Genomic DNA, 18,915 nt, shown 5'->3' with positions numbered 1-18,915 from the left:
TTCAGATTTTGTCTGATTCAGGCGCTATTCAGCGTCCTTCAGGTCGTTCTCCACACGACGGTGCGCCTCCCAGATGCGCTCCGGCAGGCCCTCGAAGCGGGACAGGTGCTCGGCACGGGAGTCCATCTCCTTCAGCCACAGTTCACGATCGATCGTGAGAACCGCCTCGAGATCGTCACGGTCGCCGGTGAAACCGGTGAGGTCCAGCTCGTCGATCTTCGGGATCAGTCCGACAGGGGTCTCGATTCCCTCGACCTTTCCGTCCTTGTAGTCGAGCAGCCAGAGCAGTGCTCGCAGGTTGTCGCGGTATCCGGGCCACATGTAGCGACCGTCCTCGCCCCGCTGGAACCAGTTGACGTGCGCGAACACCGGCAGTGCACTGTCGCCGCCGACCTCCTTGGCCTTGTCGAAGATGTCCAGCCAGTGCTGCGCGTAGCGGCCCTCCGGGTAGGCCATGAACGGGCGCATGGACATCGGGTCGTAACGCAGCTGTCCGGCCTTGCCCTCCGCTGCCGCGGTGGCCTCCGCCCCGAGGGTGAGTCCGTCGTAGACCCCTTCCGCGGGATCGCGGAAGGCGCGGATCAGCGGCTCACGGTCACGGACACGGCCGCCGAAGATCACGGCATCGACCGGCACACCACCGGGAACCTCGTAGTTGGGGGCGACGTTGGGGACGTTGGCGAGTGTGGTGGTGAAACGGGAGTTGGGGTGCGCCCACTCGTCACCCTTCGCGTCCGAACGCTGACGCTCGACGGGACGGTCGGCGATCGGCTCACCCCTCCAGTCCAACCATCCGTCCAGGTCCTCCGGGTGATCGGGGGTCATGCCCTCCCACCACACCTGGTGGGTCTTCGTGTTGTAGGCGACGTTGGTGAACAGCGTTCCGGTGCCTTCACCGATGGCGTCGATCGCGGTCGGGTTGGTGTTGCGGTTGGTGTTGGGGGCGACGCCGAAGGCACCGAACTCCGGGTTCATGCCGTAGAGCCGGCCGTCGACGCCCACGCGCAGCCACACGATGTCGTCGCCGTAGAAGAACACCTCGTAGCGGTCCCCGAGGCCGTCCGGGGGAAGCATCATGGCGAGGTTCGTCTTGCCGGAGGCGGACGGGAATCCGCCGCAGATGTAGCGGTGTTCGCCGGTCACCTTGTCGTGGATGCCGATGAGCATGAACTGCTCGGCGAGGAATTCCCCGGAGGCCCAGCCGTCGTAGCAGGCCTGACGCAGACCGTGCGCGATCTTTCCGAGGAGAGCGTTTCCGCCGTACGAGGAGCCGTAGTGGAGGATGGTGCGCTCGTCGGCGACCGTCGCGAAGCAGCGCTGGTCGTCTTCCGTACCCTGGCCGAGATTCTCCAGGTCACCGGTGACGTGAACGGCACGGACGAAGTGGTCCGGATCCTCGAGGTCACCGAGGTAGTCGATCCCGACCCGGGCCATCCGGATCATGTGCAGGCAGACGGTCCGGTTGTCGGTGAGCTCGACGCCGGCGGCCCACGGGGCGAAGGGAGAGTCCTTCGGACTCATCAGGTAGGGGAGGACGTACATCGTCCTGCCCCGGTAGGCACCGGCCATCTTCGTCTTCTGCTCGGCGGTGATCTCCGAGGCGTCACGCCAGTTGTTGTACTCTCCCCGGTCCGCGGGATCGTGGGTCGCCACCACGGTCTTCTCTTCCGTGCGGGCGGTGTCCTTGTGGTAGCTGCGGGAGTAGTAGCGGCCCTCGCCGGCCGGCTGGATCTCGTCATCCGCCAACGCGGAATCGATCAGTCTCTGGTCATCAGCGGCCGAGATGACCTCGACGGAATCGGGTTCCAGGATCACCGCCCATTCGTTGACGAAATCGATGATGTGCCGATTGTCGACGCCCGCTTCCTTCAGCACTGTCGTGTAGTCGGTTGTTGCCACAGCGGTCACCTTTCTCCTGGGATGGCGGGGGAGGTGCATCGGGGGCCCAGAACGGACACCCACGGGAGTTCGTACCTCCGTATTTCGTTTTTAGTCTATCAGTGTCATCTGAAACTGAACACCGTTTTTACGTCACCGACTTTATTCCGTCCCATGGTTGTACACGTCGGATACACGTACCACATCGAATGCCGACATCCTCCGTGCAGCCCCGCCCCGTCGGGGGAGAGGAGGCACACACCACACCTTTCAAGGGGTGATACACCGGCCAGGTATGTTTGCACCCCCATCGACGTCCGGTGCTAGACTGTGTCGCATGTCCCTCATCTCCACACCCTCCCGCACCCAGTGGTGGTGGCACGCTGACAACGCGAGCCACGGAATGTAGGCGACGGTATTTTCACCGTCAGAATCTGACACCCAGGGCTCGCCCGCTTGAACCACAAGCAGCGAGCCTTTCTTCATGCCGGTAGCCACCGGAAGCCCCCTGAAGAAGGAACCCCGGGGCAACGCGGACGACTCTCCCGCCCCCGACGACAAAGGAAGGCCATTCGAGGTGACCGACACCGACTCAACGACCGGCGACGCAACGACATCACCCCCCGCCATCGATGCCACGATCCACAGGATCTCCGTTCGCTACCACGAAAACGCCTCAAATCTGTTCGCTTTCCTCGGCGGCACCTCCGTCGACGATGCGGTCCTTCTCGAAAGCGCCGACATCAGCTCCAAGCAGGGACTCACCTCGGTCGCGATTCTCCGCGGATCTGTCCGCGTCACCTGCCACGGAGACGGGGTCTGCGCCGAACCCCTCACGGAATCCGGAATGTTTCACGTGAAACGTCTCCGGGAGACACTGGCCGACCGTCTGGTCGGGGAGTCGGCGTCCGACGGGGGAGAGGGGAAGGTTTCATTCCGGTTCCCCCCGGGAACGGAAGTCGATGAACGCCGCAGACTGACCCAGATCTCCACCGTCGAGCCGCTGCGACGGCTCCAGCGGGATCCCGGATACAGTGATCGGGCCGGATCACTGCCCTTCATCGCCGGGGGATTCGCCTTCGACTACATCGACACCTTCGAGGACCTGCCGGAGGTCGCACCCGGGGAGAACACCTACCCCGACTACCAGTTCCTCGTCGCGGAGATCCTCCTCACGATCGACCACCAGTCCCGAACAGCGGAACTCGTCGGTGTCAGTGTCGGAGAGGAAGAGACGGAACGGCTCGGAGAGGAACTCGCACGACTGGCCGAGGCCATCGAGGCGGCCGAGCCCGACCACGCGGACGCGTACATCCCCACCGCCCACCACACCGACACACTCACCATCACGACCGACACCGACGATGCCACGGTCCGGGAACAGGTGAAACAGCTCCAGAAGAACATCGAGGTGGGTGACATCTACCAGGTGGTCCCGGCGCGCAGTTTCCTCGCCCCCTGCCCGGACGCCTTCGCCGCCTACCGTGCGCTCCGCGCCACCAATCCGAGTCCCTACATGTTCTATGTCAGGGGACTGGCGGCGGGTGACTCCTACGAGCTCTTCGGTGCCTCACCGGAGTCCAATCTCAAGTTCACCGCCGGCACGCGCCAGGTCGAGCTGTACCCCATCGCCGGAACCCGCCCCCGCGGCCTCAACCCGGACGGCACCATCAACGACGAACTCGACATCCGGGCCGAACTGGAACTCCGCACGGACGCCAAGGAGATCTCGGAACACACCATGCTCGTCGATCTCGCCCGCAACGACCTCGCACGGGTCGCCGTACCCGCGACCCGCCGGGTCGCGGACCTTCTCCAGGTGGACAGGTACAGCCGGGTGATGCACCTCGTGAGTCGGGTGACCGCCGAACTGGACCCCGAACTCGATCCCCTCGACGCCTACCGTGCCTGCATGAACATGGGGACCCTGACGGGTGCCCCCAAACTCCGGGCCATGGAACTGCTCAGGAATGTGGAGGGTAAGCGACGTGGCTCCTACGGCGGTGCCGTCGGGTACCTCAAGGGGAACGGTGACATGGACACCTGCATCGTCATCCGCTCCGCCTTCGTCCGTGACGGCCGCGCCGTCGTCCAGGCCGGAGCCGGGGTGGTGCGCGACAGCAAACCCCAGGCCGAAGCCGATGAATCACTGCACAAGGCGTTCGCCGTACTCAACGCCATCGCTCTCGCCGCCGACGCGAATCTGGAGGTCATCCGGTGACTGGTCCACGCCCCCACATCGTCCTCATCGACAACCAGGACTCCTTCGTCTACAACCTCGTCGACGCCTTCGCCGTCGCGGGATTCAACTGCACCGTCTTCCGGAACACCGTCCCCGTCCAGACCGTCATCGACGCTGATCCCGACCTCATCTGCCTGTCACCCGGACCCGGCCACCCCCGTGACGCCGGAACCATGATGGAACTGATCGGCACCACCCTGGGCCGCATCCCGATACTGGGGATCTGCCTCGGTTTCCAGGCCCTCCTCGATCACCACGGCGGCAGAGTCGAACCCTGCGGACCGGTCCACGGCACATCGGATCTGATGACACTGACGGACGAGGGGACCGCGAGCCCGGTGTTCCGGGGACTGACGGTCGACGCCGGACCGGATCTCCCCGGAGTCACCGGTCGTAAGGTACCCATCGCCAGATACCACTCGCTCGGCTGCACCGCCATCCCGGAGGGCATGGTGTCTCTCGCCACCTGTGACTCGGAGATCGGACAGGTCACCATGGCCGCCCGTACCACCGACGGAACAGCCCTCGGACTGCAGTTCCACCCCGAGTCGGTGCTCAGCCCCTCCGGACCGCACATTCTCACCCGCAGCGTCGAAACGCTGCTCACCCACACCCGCGAAGGATCCACCGATGACGCACACTGATCCGCACACTCTCCTCACCGCCTACCTGGACAACGGGAACCCCACGGTCGAGGAAGCCCGTGCCGTCTTCAACCCCCTCACGACCGGCTCCTACTCGACCGTCCAGGTTGCCGCACTCCTCGCGACACTACGGACCCGGGGCGAAACGGCCTCCGACATCGCCGGCGCCGCACAGGCCTTCATCAACGCGGCCCGCCCCTTCCCCGTCGAGGGGGAGGGCGTGACGGATTCCTGTGGCACGGGTGGTGACGGCGCGAACACCATCAACATCTCCACCGCCGCAGCACTCGTCGCGGCAGCCGGGGGAGTGACGATGGTCAAGCACGGCAACCGTTCCGTCAGCTCCAGATCAGGGTCCGCCGATGTCCTCGAGGCCCTGAACATCCCCCTGGACCTGGATCCGACACGCGCGGAACGACAGGTTCGGGCGTCCAACTTCACGTTCCTCTTCGCACCGGCCTACCATCCGGCGATCGCCCACGTCATGCCGGTCCGCAAGGAACTGAAGGTTCCGACGATCTTCAACATTCTCGGCCCACTGCTCAATCCGGCGAAGCCGCACCTCCAGCTGATGGGGATCGCCCGACCTGAACTCGGCCCCGCGATCATCGAGGTCATGCGCGAACTGGGGCGCACCCGGGCACTCGTCGTGCACGGATCCGGCACCGATGAGATCGCCGTTCACGGCCCCACCACCGTCTGGGAGCTACGCGACGGTTCCGTCACCGACTACGAACTGACCCCGGAGGATCTCGGGGTCGGCACCCACTCCCTGGACGACCTCGCCGGCGGGAACGGGGCTGAGAACGCGGAACACATCCGGGCCACCTTCGCCGGAACCGGCCCCGACGCCCATCTCGACGCGATCGCCGTCAACGCAGGTGCCCTGTTCTACCTCAACGGTGACTGCGACACCATCGCCGCCGGAGCGACGAAAGCGAAGCAGCTGCTCGCGGACAAGACCGTGGAAACCTGGCTCGCGACCCACGAGGAGGCTGACTATGCCTGACGCCCATTCGATGCCGACGGTCCTCGAGGGGATCGTCACCGCCCGGAAGGGCCACCTCGACGACATCCGCCGCCGCATCAGCCACGTGGACCCGGAGGCACTGCCCCGCTCAACCCGAAGCCTCTTCGCCAGCCTCGGCGGGGATCTGCCCGACCGGGGCAGGGGAGCGAACCGCTTCATCATGGAGTGCAAGTCCGCCTCGCCCTCACTCGGGCTCATCCGTGAGCACTACCAGCCCGGTGACATCGCGCGGGTCTACTCCCGCTACGCCTCGGGCATCTCCGTCCTCTGTGAGCCCGACAGGTTCGGCGGCGACTACGACCACCTCGCCACCGTGGCGATGTCCACGCACCTGCCGGTCCTGTGCAAGGACTTCATCGTCGACGAGGTACAGGTCCATGCCGCCCGCTACTTCGGCGCCGACGCCGTCCTCCTCATGCTGTCGGTCCTCGACGACGAGACCTACACACGTCTCGCGCAGGAGGCGCACCGGCTGGCCCTCGACATCCTCACCGAGGTCGTCGACGAGGACGAGATGAACCGTGCGCGCTATCTCGGGGCGAGGATCATCGGTATCAACCACCGCAATCTCCATGACCTCAGCATCGATCTGGATCGCTCCGCCCACCTTGCGCCCCTCGCCCCGGACAACGCGGTCCTGGTGGCCGAATCAGGGATCCGGAACAACGCGACGATCCGTCGCATCGGGTCACCCGTGAACGGCTTCCTCGTCGGCTCGCAGCTCACCGGGGAACCCGACATCGACGCCGCAGCGCGGGAGCTCGTCTACGGGCCGAACAAGGTGTGCGGGTTGAGGACACCGGGTGCCGCACAGGCCGCCCGCGCCGCCGGTGCCGTCTACGGTGGACTCATCTTCGAGGCGGCGTCCCCGCGTGCGGTCGACATCCGTACAGCGGAGTCGATAATCGCCGCGGAACCCGGGCTGCGCTACGTCGCGGTCAGCCGGCGCTCCTCCGGTTACGGCGAGCTCTGCGTCGACGGAGTGGCGGCGGTTCAGGTCCACTGCCCCCTCGGCACCATCGACGAGGAGGGTGAACTGATCCGACGCATCCGGACCGAGATCCCGGACCACGTGGAACTCTGGCGGGCAGTCCCGATGACGAGTCCCGGAGCCGCCGAGACCGTCTCCGCACTCGCCGAGGGAGAACCACTCGTCGACAGGTTCGTCCTGGACTCCGGTTCGGGCGGCACGGGCACCGCGTTCGACTGGTCCACGATCCCGGAGAACGTGAAGCAGCGGTCGTTCCTCGCCGGGGGAATCGGGGTCGCTAACCTGCGTGACGCCCTCCGTGTGGACTGCGCGGGTCTGGACCTCAATTCCGGTCTCGAGTACGGACCGGACGCGGGCCCCTGGTCCGGACACAAGGACACCGGACACATCGCACGCACCTTCGCCACAATTCGCACCTTCAACAATGAACAGGCGGTAGAGAAATGACCCCACCCGAACATGATTCGACGACTCCGGACACGTCCGGCGGCGCGACCATTCTGCCCGCCTACTTCGGCCAGTTCGGTGGACAGTACGTACCCGAGCTGCTGATCCCCGCACTCGACCAGTTGGAGAAGGCGTTCGTCGACGCGATGGACGATCCCGGGTTCCGCACGGAACTCGCCGACTACCTCCGCGACTACCTCGGTCGCCCCACCCCGCTCACCGAATGCTCGAATCTGCCGTTGCCTGGCAGGGGACGTGGCCGGGCCCGCATCTTCCTCAAGCGCGAGGATCTCGTCCACGGCGGAGCCCACAAGACCAACCAGGTCATCGGCCAGGCACTCCTGGCGAAGCGGATGGGCAAGACCCGCATCATCGCGGAGACCGGCGCCGGCCAGCACGGCACCGCCACAGCGCTCGCGTGCGCGCTTCTCGATCTCGAGTGCGTCATCTACATGGGTGCCGAGGACGTCCAGCGCCAGCAACCCAACGTCTACCGGATGGAACTGATGGGCGCGAAGGTCGTCCCCGTGACCTCAGGGGCGGGCACACTCAAGGACGCCGTCAACGAGGCTCTGCGCGACTGGACGGCCACGTTCCACGAGTCGCACTACCTCCTCGGCACCGCCGCCGGACCGCACCCCTTCCCGACGATCGTCCGCGAATTCCACCGGATCATCTCGACCGAGGCCAAGGCGCAGATGCTCGAACGGACCGGCGGGCTGCCGGACGTGGTGACGGCCTGCGTCGGCGGAGGATCCAACGCCATCGGCATGTTCGCCGATTTCATCGACGAGGAGTCCGTTGAGCTCGTCGGAGTGGAGCCGGCGGGGGAGGGGCTGGATTCGGGACGTCACGGCGCACCCATCCACGCCGGGAAGATCGGCATCCTCCACGGTGCCCGCTCCTATCTGATGAGGACCGCGGACGGCCAGGTCGAGGAGAGCTACTCCATCTCCGCCGGACTGGACTATCCCGGCGTCGGTCCCCAGCACGCGTACCTGCACGAATCCGGCCGGGCAACGTACGTCGGCATCACCGATGCGGAGGCACTGGAGGCGTTCCAGCTGCTCAGCCGTTACGAGGGGATCATTCCCGCTCTCGAGTCCGCGCACGCGCTGGCCTACGCACTCAAGCGTGCCGCAGCGGCCGAGGAGGACGGCCGGGAGATCACCATCCTCGTCTCACTTTCCGGGCGAGGTGACAAGGACGTCGATCACGTCCGCCGCACCCTCGCCGATCACCCCGAACTCGTCATGGAGGACAACCGATGAGCCGCTATCCCGCACTGTTCGAGCGTCTCGACGCCGCCGGGGAGGGGGCGTTCGTTCCCTTCGTCATGCTCGGCGACCCCGACGCGGAGACCTCCTTCGAGATCGTCCGTGCCCTCGTCGAGGGTGGAGCGGACGCCCTCGAGCTGGGTGTGCCGTTCTCCGACCCGGTCGCGGACGGCCCCACGATCCAGGCCGCCCACATCCGGGCGCTGGACGCCGGTGTGGACGTGGACACCTCGTTCTCGATCATCCGCCGGATCCGCGACACCTGGCCGGAGCTTCCCATCGGTCTGCTCATCTACGGCAACGTCCCCTTCGCCCGGGGGAGTGGGGAGTTCTACGCCTCCGTGTCGGAGGCCGGTGCCGACTCGGTGCTCATCCCGGATGTTCCCGTCCGAGAGGGCGCGGCCTTCTCCGCGGCCGCTGAGGAAGCCGGTGTCGACCAGATCTTCATCGCCCCACCCCACGCCTCGGAGCGGACACTGGCCGGCGTCGCGGCCCACTCCCGCGGCTACATCTACGCGGTCTCCCGTGTCGGTGTCACCGGAGCGGAGAATGCCTCCAGCACCGACGGGCTCGCCGACGTGGTCGCGAACCTGCGGCGCTTCGGTGGGGCTCCCGCCCTGCTCGGGTTCGGGATCTCCACCCCCGATCACGTCCGGGCGGCCATTGACGCCGGTGCCGCCGGCGCGATCTGCGGTTCCGCGATCACGCGGATCATCGAACGACACTGTTCCGGCGCTTCCCCGGCGACCCGTACCGTCGACGATCTCCCGGCTCTCCTCGGGGAGCTGCGTGATTTCACGGCCGGCATGAAAGCCGCGACTCGGCGATAGCCCCGGGACCGAAGGCCCCATGTTTCACGTGAAACATGGGGCCTTCGCGTGTCCGCCACCGACACGGAACAGTATCTTGTGTGATATCAGCTTCATCACAGTTTCTGTGGGCGCTTGACCGTGACGTAGCGTCACGGTGTTCCATTGAGGCATGAGGGTGAAGGAGCTAGCCGAATACACCGACACAACAGTGCGGACAATCCGCTACTACCACCAGATAGGCCTGCTCCCCGTACCCGAAGGGGCTGGCATCCGGGACTACGGCCTCGAACATCTCATCAGGGTAGAGAGGATACGTCACCTGCGCAGATCGGGTCTGTCGCTCACGTCAATCCAGAGCCTCATCGCGGATGACGGTATCGATGTGGCACGGGAACTCCAGGCCACGGAAGATGCCATCAACCAGCAGATAGCGACTCTGGAGAACCAACGGGACCGCCTCCGGGATCTCCGCTCAGGACTGTCTGGCCGGTGCCTCGGGGAAACACCGGAATCCCAGTTCGACCTGATTCCTCCGCTGCCGAACCAGCTCGACGACATCTGCGACCGCCTGACGGAAGGAGTGGACGATGACCGTTTCATCGCACTCATCCGAAAAAAGAAGCAACTCACCCAGCTTTTCCTCCCTCGCAGTGTCATACCCAGCGAGCTGTTCGACTGGGCGGCACAAATTGATGAATCCTCGTTGGTTACGTTTCGCGCGGATATCGACCGGTTCACGCGGATCAACGAACTCGCTCCCGCGGAGATCACCGCAGCGGCCCACACCGCCGCTGATCACTTCATCGACCTCCTGCAAAAGACCGGCACCAGTCTGATCATCAACGCCATTTCTCGGTACCTCCGTGCACTTCGGAGCACGCCGATACGTCAGCTCATCTTCCTCGCCTTTCCAGACCCGGTCGAAGCACGGTACGTGGAGGCGCAGATCGATCGTCTGTGCACCCGGATCACAGACATCACCCCGTCCCACCCCGACTGCACTGACACCCCACACACACACCTCAGACCCGCTCGATAGACAAGGGAGTTTCACGTGAAACCACTGCTCTGTGACAGCCTCTCCAAAACGTTCGGCACCGTTCGTGCCCTCGACGGACTCACCCTGGAGGTGGGGGAGGGGAGCGTTCACGGTTTCCTCGGGCCCAATGGTGCGGGAAAGTCGACCACCATCAGGATTCTGCTCGGTCTCCTGCACCCTGACCGCGGAACAGTTCAGGTCCTCGGGAGCGATCCACGATCCAGTCCGGAGGTGCTGCGTCGCGTGGCCTACGTCCCCGCCGAGGTGACCCTGTGGCCGCAGCTCACCGGAGCGGAGACCATCCACTTCCTCGCCAAGCTACGGGGCGGGAACGTGAACGAGAAACGACGTGCGGAGTTGATCGAGGCTTTCCAGCTTGACGTCAACCGCCGGAACCGGGACTACTCCACGGGTAACCGGCGGAAGGTGCTCCTCATCGCCGCTCTATCAGCGGACGCCGATCTGCTGATCCTCGATGAACCCACATCCGGGCTTGATCCACTGATGGAGCAGGTTTTCGAGGAGCAGATCATCCGTGAGGCGAAGAGAGGGGCGACTGTACTGCTCAGTAGTCACATCATGAGCGAAGTGGAGAAGCTCTGCGATTCCGTCACAGTGATTAAATCGGGGAGGGTGGTACTGAGAGGACAAGTCGACGATCTGAAACAGATTTCGGCCCACCATGTCTCCGCTCACTTCGACGGGGGAGTACCCGAGCACTTCCGTTCCCTCTCAGCTGTGTCCGTGGACGGCTCCCGGCTGACGGCGACCATCGACCGGGAGGAGAGCACGGACCTTCTCCGCCGGATCATCGAGAGCGGCGGCCACGACATCACGAGCACGCCGGCGTCACTGGAGGACATCTTCCTCGACCACTACGCGGAGGAGCGATGATCACCGAGACACTGTCCCTGACAAGATTCAACCTCCGGCTCCGTCGCCGCTTTCTTCTGCTGTGGATCGTTCCACTCCTGGCACTGATCGGTGCCCTGCCTTCCGGATACGACACCCAGTACCCGGATCCCGCCTCCAGGAAGCTCGCCGCCGATGCTTTCCGGGGCAACGCCATCGTCGAGGCGATGTACGGTCAGGCACCCGGGGATGGCTCCCTCGGTCAACTGGTCACACTGGAGGGCGGAGCGCTTCTCACGTTGCTCGCCGGAGTGATGACGGTGCTCCTCGTGACCGGTCTCTTTCGCGGGCCGGAACAGGCCGGAACAGGTGAATTGATCCGGACCATGGGCTTCCGTCCGGGGTCAGTGCCCGCAGCCGCTCTGGCCACCGCGACGATCGCCGGGCTACTCCTCGGCACGGGGACCAGCGCCGTGATGATCGCCGCGAACTCCGCGGTCGGAGATCTTCCCCCGGAGGGCTCCCTGGTTCTCGGCGTAACCGTCCTCCTGACCGTCCTCGGAACAGCGTTTCTGACGGCAGCGTGCACCCTCTTCGTCCGGGACCCCGCAAACATCCGGCGGGCGGCCTTCGGCGTCCTCGCCGGACAGTTCATCATCCGCGCATTGGCGGACAGTCGGGATCTCCCACAGCTCAACTGGATCAGCCCGCTGGGTTGGCGCGCGATAGCATCGCCCTATGACTCGAACAACTGGCCGGCCCTCACGATTCTCGGAATTCTGTGCCTCGCCTGTTGCCTCGGTCTGGTGACGGTGGAGAAACACCGGGAGTTCGGGATGGCACTGGTCACCATCGGGAATCCCGGGCACGGATCCACACGCCATCTGAATGGACCGGGGGAACTTCGCCGGATACTCGACCGTGGTGCGAGGATCGGTTGGCTGATTCCCGTCGTGGTACTGGCCGTGGTCCTGAGTTCCCTCCTCCAGACCGTGATCGACGTGACCACCATCGACGGGCGGCAGACCCCACTGGCCGAGAGAATATTCGGGGACGGTGGGATCGTTCCGTCGTTCTTCGCCTACTGCGCCACCGAGATCGGGATTCTGACGGCGGCGGCCGGTGTCCAGACGGCGCTCCACCTCAGGGCAGAGGAGAACCAGCGCACAGTGGACCTGATCCGCTCGTGCGGTGTCGCCCGAAGTGCGCCGTACAGATCCGTCGCCCGGTCGAGCTGGACGACGGTGCTCCTCCTCGTGGTGGCGGGGACGGTCGCAGGTCTGCTCGGAGCCGTCCCGGAGGCCGCTGACGTGGGGGAGACCACCGCGGCCATCACCGTGAGTTTCCTCGCACAGATCGGTCCTGCGGCGGCCCTGACGGGAATCGCGCTTCTCCTGGTTGGCGCGAGTCCCAGATTCGGGATGCTCGCCTGGCTGCCCCTCATCTTCGGTGCACTGGTCTGGATCTTCGGTTCCCTGTACGACCCGCCGGGCTGGGTCATCGATCTCTCGGTGTTCAATCACACGCCGACCAGCACCGACATCTCCGAAACCGGCTGGAAAACGGGCGTGATGGTGATCATCGGCCTCGCGTGCACGATCGCGGGTACCGGAGCGGCGACCAGGCGGGAGGTCCACTGACCCGGGTGGTGTCAACCGGCCACGGCTGGTGGGTACGGACTCTGCGGGGGACACCCTCGACCCCACCGGGAAAGAGGCGAGCCTAACCGTCTGTGACACACCTCTTCCGATGGGAGATACTGGCACCATGAGCCACCACGGTGCATCTCCGGACACCCACCCTTCCTGCAGCCGTCGGATGTTCCTTCTCGGAACCGCGACAACATTCGCCGGTGCTGTTCTCGCCGCGTGTGGAGGGAAGGAGACGCCCGCATCCGTTGAGGCACAGGATGTGCCGGTGGGAAGTGCGGTCGTCGTGGGCAACTTCATCATCGCGCAGCCGACATCGGGGGTTTTCCACGCCTATTCAACGGTGTGCCCCCACCAGGGCGCGAAGGTCGACATCGTCGAGGGCGCGACGGTCCGCTGCCCCAAGCACAACTCGGTCTTCGACATCGAGGATGGGTCCGTCATCGAGGGGCCCGCACGGGATCCGCTCCACCCCGCGGACCTCTCCGCGGAAGGAACCACCCTCACCGCCTCCTAGGCGCGGCCGATGTTTCACGTGGAAATCGACGCCAGGATCACCCCGCACAACGCTGAGGGCCCCGGGTACCTGACCCGGGGCCCTCAGCGTTGTGTCACCTACTCCGCGATGTCCGCGACCGCAGCTTCCCCCGGCCGTGCCGGCCACCAGATCCGCTCGCCGATGAGCTCGAAGAGTGCGGGGACAACGAGAGTCCGGACCAGGAAGGTGTCGAGCAGGATCCCGAAGCCGACGATGATACCGACCTGGGTGAGGGTGATGAGGGGGAGTACCCCGAGTACCGCGAATACCGCAGCCAGAACGATCCCCGCCGAGGTGATCACCCCACCGGTGAGCCCCACCGCCCTCACCATTCCGCGCCGCACATTGCGCCCGACACTCTCCTCTCTGGCACGGAGCACGAGAAACACCGTGTAGTCGATCCCGAGCGCCACCAGGAACAGGATGGAGTAGAGGGGCGCCGCCACGTCCAGACCAGGGAAACCGAAGACGTGATCGGACATCCAGGCCCCCACACCGAGGGCGGAGGTGGTGGACAGTGCTGCCGCGGCGAGCAGCAGCAGGGGAGCGAGGAGCGCCCGCAGCACCACGACCAGCACGAGAAACACCACCAGCAGGATCAGTGGCACACAGACGCGGAGATCCCTCAGGGTCGCGTCCCGAGCGTCCAGATCACGCGCCGCGGCACCCCCCACCACAGCCCCGGGATCCGCTGCGCGGGCGATGTCACGGGTCTCGTGGATCAACCGGAAGGACCGGGGTGAGGAGGGTTCCGCGTCCGGTAGAACCGTGAGGCGGGCGAGCACCCCGTCGGTGCTCTTCACCGGAGGACCGAGAACGGTGAGGTCGGGGTGTGCGTTGATCTCACCACGGATCCCGGATACCGCGTCCGCGTCCGCGATGACGACGAGCGGTGCGGACGCACCCGCCGGAGCGTTGTCGGCGAGGGTGCGCTGCCCTGCGACAGCCTCCGAGTCCGTCCGGAACTGTTCGGTGGCGGACAATCCGATCCGGGTACCGGCGAGCCCCGTACCCATGCAGATGAGGAGCAGTACCATCACGGCGAGTACCGCTCCCGGTCGTCGGGCCACTGCGGCGGCGACCCGACCGAAGACTCCGTCGTCCGTCTCCGGTTGGCCGTCGGCCCGGGGGATCTTCGGCCAGAACAGCCCCCGACCACACACCGCCAACGCCGCGGGCAGAGGAACCAGGGCGAAGAGCAGGGCGAGCAGCAGACCGATCGCACTGGAGATTCCGAGGCTCCGAAACGCCGGTACCGTCGCCGCGGTCAGGGTCAGCAGGGCGAGCACGACCGTCAGGTTCGAGGACAGGATGGCCGGGGTCGCACCCCGCAGAGCACACCCCAGGGCCTGCCGGTGGCACGACTGTCTCCTCAACTCCTCCCGGTACCTGCTCACCAGCAGCAGCGCGTAGTTCGTCCCGGCACCGAACACCAGCACCGAGGTGATTCCGGCGGTGGAGCCGTCGTTGGCGAACCATCCCGTCGTCGAGGAGAGCCAGGCGGTGACGGAGGCGGCGGCCCGGTCCGCCAGCGCCACGATGACCAGGGGGACGAGCCAGAGAACGGGGGAGCGGTACGTGAGGATGAGCAGCACCGCGACCACCACGGCGGTGACCGCGAGAAGTGTGACGTTGGCCCCCGAAAACGCCGCTGCGGTGTCCGCCGCGAATCCCGCGGGTCCGGTCACCTCGACCCGGACACCCGGAGGGAGGCCCTCCCGGGCCGAAGCCCGCAGTTCGGTCACGACGCCGTTGAGCTCCAAACCGTCCAGGTCGGCGGGGAGGAGGACCGTCGCCTGCGCGGCCCGTTCCGACAGCGGCACCGTCGGTCCCGCACGTCGCGGCATCCACCCATCGGACAGCTCCGTGTCCGTCAGCCGTTCCACCGATCCGTCGATTGTGTTCAACTCGTCGGAGTCCAGCGTGCCACCGGTGGAATACACCAGCACGGCGGGCAGATTGTCACCTCCCGGGAAGCGGTCCTGGAGTTGTCCGGCGTGGGCGGACTCGGCCGTGTCCGGAAGACCCCGGGGCGCACCGCCGGGATCTCCGGCGCCGGCGGCCAGGAACTGCAGGCCCACGAAAAGCAGCAGGAAGGCCACGATGGTGGCCCATCCCACGGCTTTCCGTATGACGAAGGGTGGACCTCCCGGTCCAGGTTCCGCGCGGTGTCCCGCCTTTCGGTCCGGGGATACCGGGTGGACCGGATGAGTGGGGTTCATGCGTCCATGTTTCCACAGGAGAGCACCGGGGTGGGGAGAGGAACGTCCGCCCCGCCGCCGCGGCTCCGGCGCTCCGCCTAGACTGTCCCCATGCCCAGTCGTATCAGGCGCATGCGGATCGACCCGCTGATCGTCCTCATTCTCCTCGCCGTTCTCCTCGCTCTGGTTCTACCCGTCCGGGGTGAGGCGGCGGCGGTGTTCTCGGTGGCGACGAAGCTCGCGATCGCGCTTCTGTTCTTCGTCTACGGTGCGCGCCTTTCACCCGGCGAGGCTCTCGCCGGTCTCCGGCACTGGCGACTGCACGTCACCATCCTGGCCTTCACCTATGTCGCTTTCCCGCTGATCGGTGTGGCACTCACGCCTTTCGGGAACCTGTTTCCGACGGGCCTGTTCCTCGGGATCGTGTATCTGACGCTGGTTCCGTCCACCGTCCAGTCCTCGGTCGCGTTCACCTCGATAGCCCGGGGAAACGTCGCCGGGGCCATCATCAGTGCCTCGGCGTCGAATCTGCTCGGCGTGGTCCTCACACCGGTGCTGGTGATGCTCCTGATGAGCCGGGGCGGTCACGTCCACGTCAGTGGTCAGGTGTTCCTCGACATCGCGGTTCAACTGCTCCTGCCGTTCTTCCTGGGGCAGCTCGCACGGCCGTGGGTCACATCGATCGTGTCCCATTCCGCGGCGAAGATCATCGACCGCGGTTCCATCACCATGGTGGTCTATTCGGCGTTCTCCGCGGGCATGGTGGAGGGAATCTGGTCCCGGGTCACACCGCTGGATCTGCTGATCCTGGTGGTGTTCTCCGTCGGACTCGTCGCGTTCATGCTGTGGCTCACCCGGTTCGGCGCACAGCATCTGGGGTTCAACAGGGCCGACACGCTCGCCATTCAGTTCTGCGGGACGAAGAAGTCCCTCGCCACGGGATTGCCGATGGCGGCAGTCATCTTCGGGACCGGGGAACTCGGCCTGCTCATCCTGCCGTTGATGATCTTCCACCAGGTGCAGTTGATGATGTGTGCCGCCCTGGCGTCACACCACGCCGCGCAGAAACCGGACGCGGGGTCCTCCCCGGGGATGGTCGACGACGTCTGAACCACCTCCGGTGGTTTCACGTGAAACATCGACGGGTCGGGGCACTGTTCCGGCCCGTCAGTTGTCTCTCGGGTCAACGGGGAAGGTGGCGAAGGCGGGGAGAGGTGCCGCCTGACGACGCATGACGTCGCTCCAGAGATCCGCCGGACCCGGTGCCAGAATGTCGCCGGGGAGAGCGGGGGCGATGTACCAGTCTCCCCGTTCAATCTCCTCGTGGAGCTGGCCCGGTCCCCACTCCGCGTATCCGGCGAACAACCTGACGCCGTCAACCTGTGACGCGAGCTCCGCGGGGTCCGCTGCACCGTTGACGTAGACGATGCGGTTGGCGCAACGGGTCAACCGGGGGGTGTCGGCCGGGTCCACACCGTTCTTCATCACGCCGACACAGAGCACGGTGTCCCGGGCCAACGGCCCACCGACGTACAACGCCTTCGGTTTCGCCGTGATCCCGAGCCACTCGGGCATGACCTCGTCGACGGACAGTTCACTGCGGGCGACGAGATTGACGCCGAAGGTTCCGGCGTCACCGTGCTCGATGATGAGCACCACGCTCCGCGTGAACTCACCCGCCACGAGACCGGGAGCCGCGACGAGAAGCATGCCGGGCGCGGGATCGGTGCGCTCCAGAGCGTTGAAGAGCCGGTCCCCGAAAAGCTCACTCATTGTCTCGGTCCTCCGTCGTGTCCGGGGTTGCCGGAAGCCCCTTCTCCCTGTTCCACCAGGCGAGAAGTGCCTCCACCGCTTCATCGTGCTCGAGGGGGCCGCGTTCCAGGCGCAGCTCCTTCAGGAATGACCAGGCCTGACCGACCTCGGGGCCCGGAGAGATGTCGAGCAGCCGCATGATCTCGTTGCCGTCCAGGTCGGGCCGGACCCGGGCGAGGTCCTCCTTCTCCCCGATCTCCGCGATCCGTTCCTCGAGATGGTCGTAGGTGCGGGCGAGACGCTCCGCTTTGCGCCGGTTACGGGTGGTCACATCCGCCCGGACGAGTTTGTGCAGTCGCGGAAGCTGGTCACCGGCGTCGGTGACGTAACGGCGAACGGCGGAATCGGTCCAGCTGCTCTCCCCGTACCCGTGGAACCGCATGTGGAGAAAGACGAGCTGGTTAACCTCGTTGATGATGTGTTTCGGATATTTCAGGGTGCGGAGACGTCGGCGGGCGAGTTTCGCGCCCACCACCTCATGCTGGTGGAAGGTGACGGCGCCGTCCCCGTTGAAGGCCCGGGTGTCGGGCTTTCCGATGTCGTGCAGTAGAGCGGCCCACCGGAGAACGAGGTCCGGACCGTCTTCCTCCTTCTCCATCACCTGACGGAGCACCTGGAGGGAGTGGGCGTAGACGTCCTTGTGTTGACGGTGCTCATCCTGGGTGAGACGGAGTGCCGGGATCTCCGGGAAGATGACGTCGGCGATCCCGGTGTCGACCATCAGGTCGATGCCGAGCCACGGAACGGTGCCCAGCATCATCTTGTCGAGTTCCGCCCGGACCCGCTCCACGGTGATGCGGCCGATCTGCCCGGACATCGCCGACATCGCCGCGTGCACCCGCTCAGAGGGCCGGAAGTCCAGTTGGGCCACGAACCGGGCGGCACGCAGCATCCGCAGGGGATCATCATTGAAACTCTGTTCCGGGGTCGCCGGGGTGTCGAGGACCCCCTGTGCGAGGTCGGCGAGACCACCGACGGGGTCATGGAACCGGAAGGATCCGTCAGCAGACAGCTCGACGGCCATCGCATTGACCTTGAAGTCGCGTCGGATCAGATCCCCGTCGAGTGTGTCACCGTAGATGACCTCGGGGTTGCGGCTCTGCCCGTCATAGGTGTCGGACCGGAATGTGGTGATCTCGATCTGCTGCCCGTCCTTCTCGGCGGAGAGGGTCCCGAAATCGATGCCGGTGTCCCACACGATGTCGGCGTAACCGTCCAGGATCGCCCGGACCAGGTCCGGGCGGGCGGGGGTGGTGAAGTCGAGATCGGTGCCGAGTCGCCCGAGCAGTGCGTCACGGACGGAGCCCCCGACAAGGTAGAGGGGTGCGCCGTGTTCCGCGAAACGTTGCGCCAGAGGCAGCAGCACGGGGGCCAGGCCGGCGATGGCCTTCTCCGCCCGGGCGAGCGCGGACACCGCACCGGTACCGGTACCGGGATGCGGGCGGGAGTGTCCAGTTGCTTCCTCGTTTTTCACCCGGCCGAGTCTACCCGTCGGCGGGACAC

At 65.8% G+C, this 18,915-nt stretch carries 15 protein-coding genes; 11 read left to right on the top strand and 4 right to left on the bottom strand.

The genetic code is table 11. The annotated features are described in order from the left end of the window. Window positions 1-24 precede the first annotated feature (24 nt). Window positions 25-1,899, bottom strand: a complete 1,875-nt coding sequence (locus JIM94_RS03095) for a phosphoenolpyruvate carboxykinase (GTP) (protein ID WP_248702983.1) — start codon at window positions 1,897-1,899, stop codon at window positions 25-27. Between the two features lie 463 nt (window positions 1,900-2,362). On the opposite strand from JIM94_RS03095, the gene JIM94_RS03090 reads away from it, so the two are divergent. The 10 genes from JIM94_RS03090 (at window position 2,363) to JIM94_RS03045 (ending at window position 13,378) form a co-directional block, all read left to right on the top strand. Then, window positions 2,363-4,099: an anthranilate synthase component 1 gene (locus JIM94_RS03090; protein WP_200252822.1), complete on the top strand. Its 1,737-nt coding sequence runs from the start codon at window positions 2,363-2,365 to the stop codon at window positions 4,097-4,099. Beyond that, on the top strand, window positions 4,096-4,764 hold the full coding sequence (locus JIM94_RS03085; RefSeq protein ID WP_200252818.1) for an anthranilate synthase component II: 669 nt from the start codon (window positions 4,096-4,098) through the stop codon (window positions 4,762-4,764). Before JIM94_RS03090 ends, JIM94_RS03085 begins: the two co-directional genes overlap by 4 nt. Beyond that, a complete protein-coding gene (trpD, locus tag JIM94_RS03080; RefSeq protein WP_200252815.1) occupies window positions 4,751-5,773 on the top strand; it encodes an anthranilate phosphoribosyltransferase in 1,023 nt (340 codons plus the stop codon). The genes JIM94_RS03085 and trpD overlap by 14 nt, the downstream gene beginning before the upstream one ends. Further along, window positions 5,766-7,232, top strand: coding sequence for a bifunctional indole-3-glycerol-phosphate synthase TrpC/phosphoribosylanthranilate isomerase TrpF (trpCF, locus tag JIM94_RS03075; RefSeq protein ID WP_234039229.1), 1,467 nt, complete (start codon window positions 5,766-5,768; stop codon window positions 7,230-7,232). The genes trpD and trpCF overlap by 8 nt, the downstream gene beginning before the upstream one ends. Next, on the top strand, window positions 7,229-8,503 hold the full coding sequence (trpB, locus tag JIM94_RS03070) for a tryptophan synthase subunit beta (RefSeq protein WP_200252811.1): 1,275 nt from the start codon (window positions 7,229-7,231) through the stop codon (window positions 8,501-8,503). The genes trpCF and trpB overlap by 4 nt, the downstream gene beginning before the upstream one ends. After that, window positions 8,500-9,339: a tryptophan synthase subunit alpha gene (gene trpA / locus JIM94_RS03065; protein ID WP_200252808.1), complete on the top strand. Its 840-nt coding sequence runs from the start codon at window positions 8,500-8,502 to the stop codon at window positions 9,337-9,339. Before trpB ends, trpA begins: the two co-directional genes overlap by 4 nt. Before the next feature lie 151 nt (window positions 9,340-9,490). Next, on the top strand, window positions 9,491-10,360 hold the full coding sequence (locus JIM94_RS03060) for a helix-turn-helix domain-containing protein (RefSeq protein ID WP_200252806.1): 870 nt from the start codon (window positions 9,491-9,493) through the stop codon (window positions 10,358-10,360). A 15-nt stretch (window positions 10,361-10,375) separates the two neighbouring features. Continuing rightward, window positions 10,376-11,254: an ABC transporter ATP-binding protein gene (locus tag JIM94_RS03055; protein ID WP_248702982.1), complete on the top strand. Its 879-nt coding sequence runs from the start codon at window positions 10,376-10,378 to the stop codon at window positions 11,252-11,254. Beyond that, a complete protein-coding gene (locus JIM94_RS03050) occupies window positions 11,251-12,852 on the top strand; it encodes a hypothetical protein (RefSeq protein WP_200252804.1) in 1,602 nt (533 codons plus the stop codon). The genes JIM94_RS03055 and JIM94_RS03050 overlap by 4 nt, the downstream gene beginning before the upstream one ends. 178 nt (window positions 12,853-13,030) lie before the next feature. Next, on the top strand, window positions 13,031-13,378 hold the full coding sequence (locus JIM94_RS03045; RefSeq protein ID WP_200252964.1) for a Rieske (2Fe-2S) protein: 348 nt from the start codon (window positions 13,031-13,033) through the stop codon (window positions 13,376-13,378). A gap of 98 nt (window positions 13,379-13,476) precedes the next feature. Here the strand turns inward: JIM94_RS03045 and JIM94_RS03040 are convergent, their stop codons facing one another. Further along, a complete protein-coding gene (locus tag JIM94_RS03040) occupies window positions 13,477-15,519 on the bottom strand; it encodes an MMPL family transporter (protein WP_200252802.1) in 2,043 nt (680 codons plus the stop codon). A gap of 192 nt (window positions 15,520-15,711) precedes the next feature. On the opposite strand from JIM94_RS03040, the gene JIM94_RS03035 reads away from it, so the two are divergent. Beyond that, window positions 15,712-16,710, top strand: a complete 999-nt coding sequence (locus tag JIM94_RS03035; protein WP_200252800.1) for a bile acid:sodium symporter family protein — start codon at window positions 15,712-15,714, stop codon at window positions 16,708-16,710. Window positions 16,711-16,767: 57 nt separating this feature from the next. Here JIM94_RS03035 and JIM94_RS03030 read toward each other — a convergent pair whose 3' ends face one another. Both JIM94_RS03030 and JIM94_RS03025 read right to left on the bottom strand, forming a co-directional pair. Beyond that, window positions 16,768-17,373 (bottom strand): YqgE/AlgH family protein, encoded by a 606-nt coding sequence (locus tag JIM94_RS03030; protein WP_200252798.1) that lies wholly within the window; start codon window positions 17,371-17,373, stop codon window positions 16,768-16,770. Further along, entirely contained in the window at window positions 17,366-18,826 is a 1,461-nt protein-coding gene (locus tag JIM94_RS03025; RefSeq protein ID WP_248167903.1) for a CCA tRNA nucleotidyltransferase, read from the bottom strand. The genes JIM94_RS03030 and JIM94_RS03025 overlap by 8 nt, the downstream gene beginning before the upstream one ends. Window positions 18,827-18,915: the final 89 nt, after the last annotated feature.

The organism is Corynebacterium pygosceleis (genome assembly GCF_016595275.2).
In the GTDB taxonomy this organism is placed as follows: Bacteria; Actinomycetota; Actinomycetes; order Mycobacteriales; family Mycobacteriaceae; genus Corynebacterium; species Corynebacterium pygosceleis.
This window is presented reverse-complemented; position numbering and strand designations above follow the sequence as displayed.

Excerpts from the sequence above, each read along its gene's own strand:
- JIM94_RS03090 (WP_200252822.1), top strand. The coding sequence starts at position 2,363 with ATGCCGGTAGCCACCGGAAGCCCCCTGAAGAAGGAACCCCGGGGCAAC.
- trpA (WP_200252808.1), top strand. The coding sequence starts at position 8,500 with ATGAGCCGCTATCCCGCACTGTTCGAGCGTCTCGACGCCGCCGGGGAG.
- trpB (WP_200252811.1), top strand. The coding sequence starts at position 7,229 with ATGACCCCACCCGAACATGATTCGACGACTCCGGACACGTCCGGCGGC.
- trpD (WP_200252815.1), top strand. The coding sequence starts at position 4,751 with ATGACGCACACTGATCCGCACACTCTCCTCACCGCCTACCTGGACAAC.
- trpCF (WP_234039229.1), top strand. The coding sequence starts at position 5,766 with ATGCCTGACGCCCATTCGATGCCGACGGTCCTCGAGGGGATCGTCACC.
- JIM94_RS03060 (WP_200252806.1), top strand. The coding sequence starts at position 9,491 with ATGAGGGTGAAGGAGCTAGCCGAATACACCGACACAACAGTGCGGACA.
- JIM94_RS03030 (WP_200252798.1), bottom strand. The coding sequence starts at position 17,373 with ATGAGTGAGCTTTTCGGGGACCGGCTCTTCAACGCTCTGGAGCGCACC.
- JIM94_RS03050 (WP_200252804.1), top strand. The coding sequence starts at position 11,251 with ATGATCACCGAGACACTGTCCCTGACAAGATTCAACCTCCGGCTCCGT.
- JIM94_RS03035 (WP_200252800.1), top strand. The coding sequence starts at position 15,712 with ATGCCCAGTCGTATCAGGCGCATGCGGATCGACCCGCTGATCGTCCTC.
- JIM94_RS03045 (WP_200252964.1), top strand. The coding sequence starts at position 13,031 with ATGTTCCTTCTCGGAACCGCGACAACATTCGCCGGTGCTGTTCTCGCC.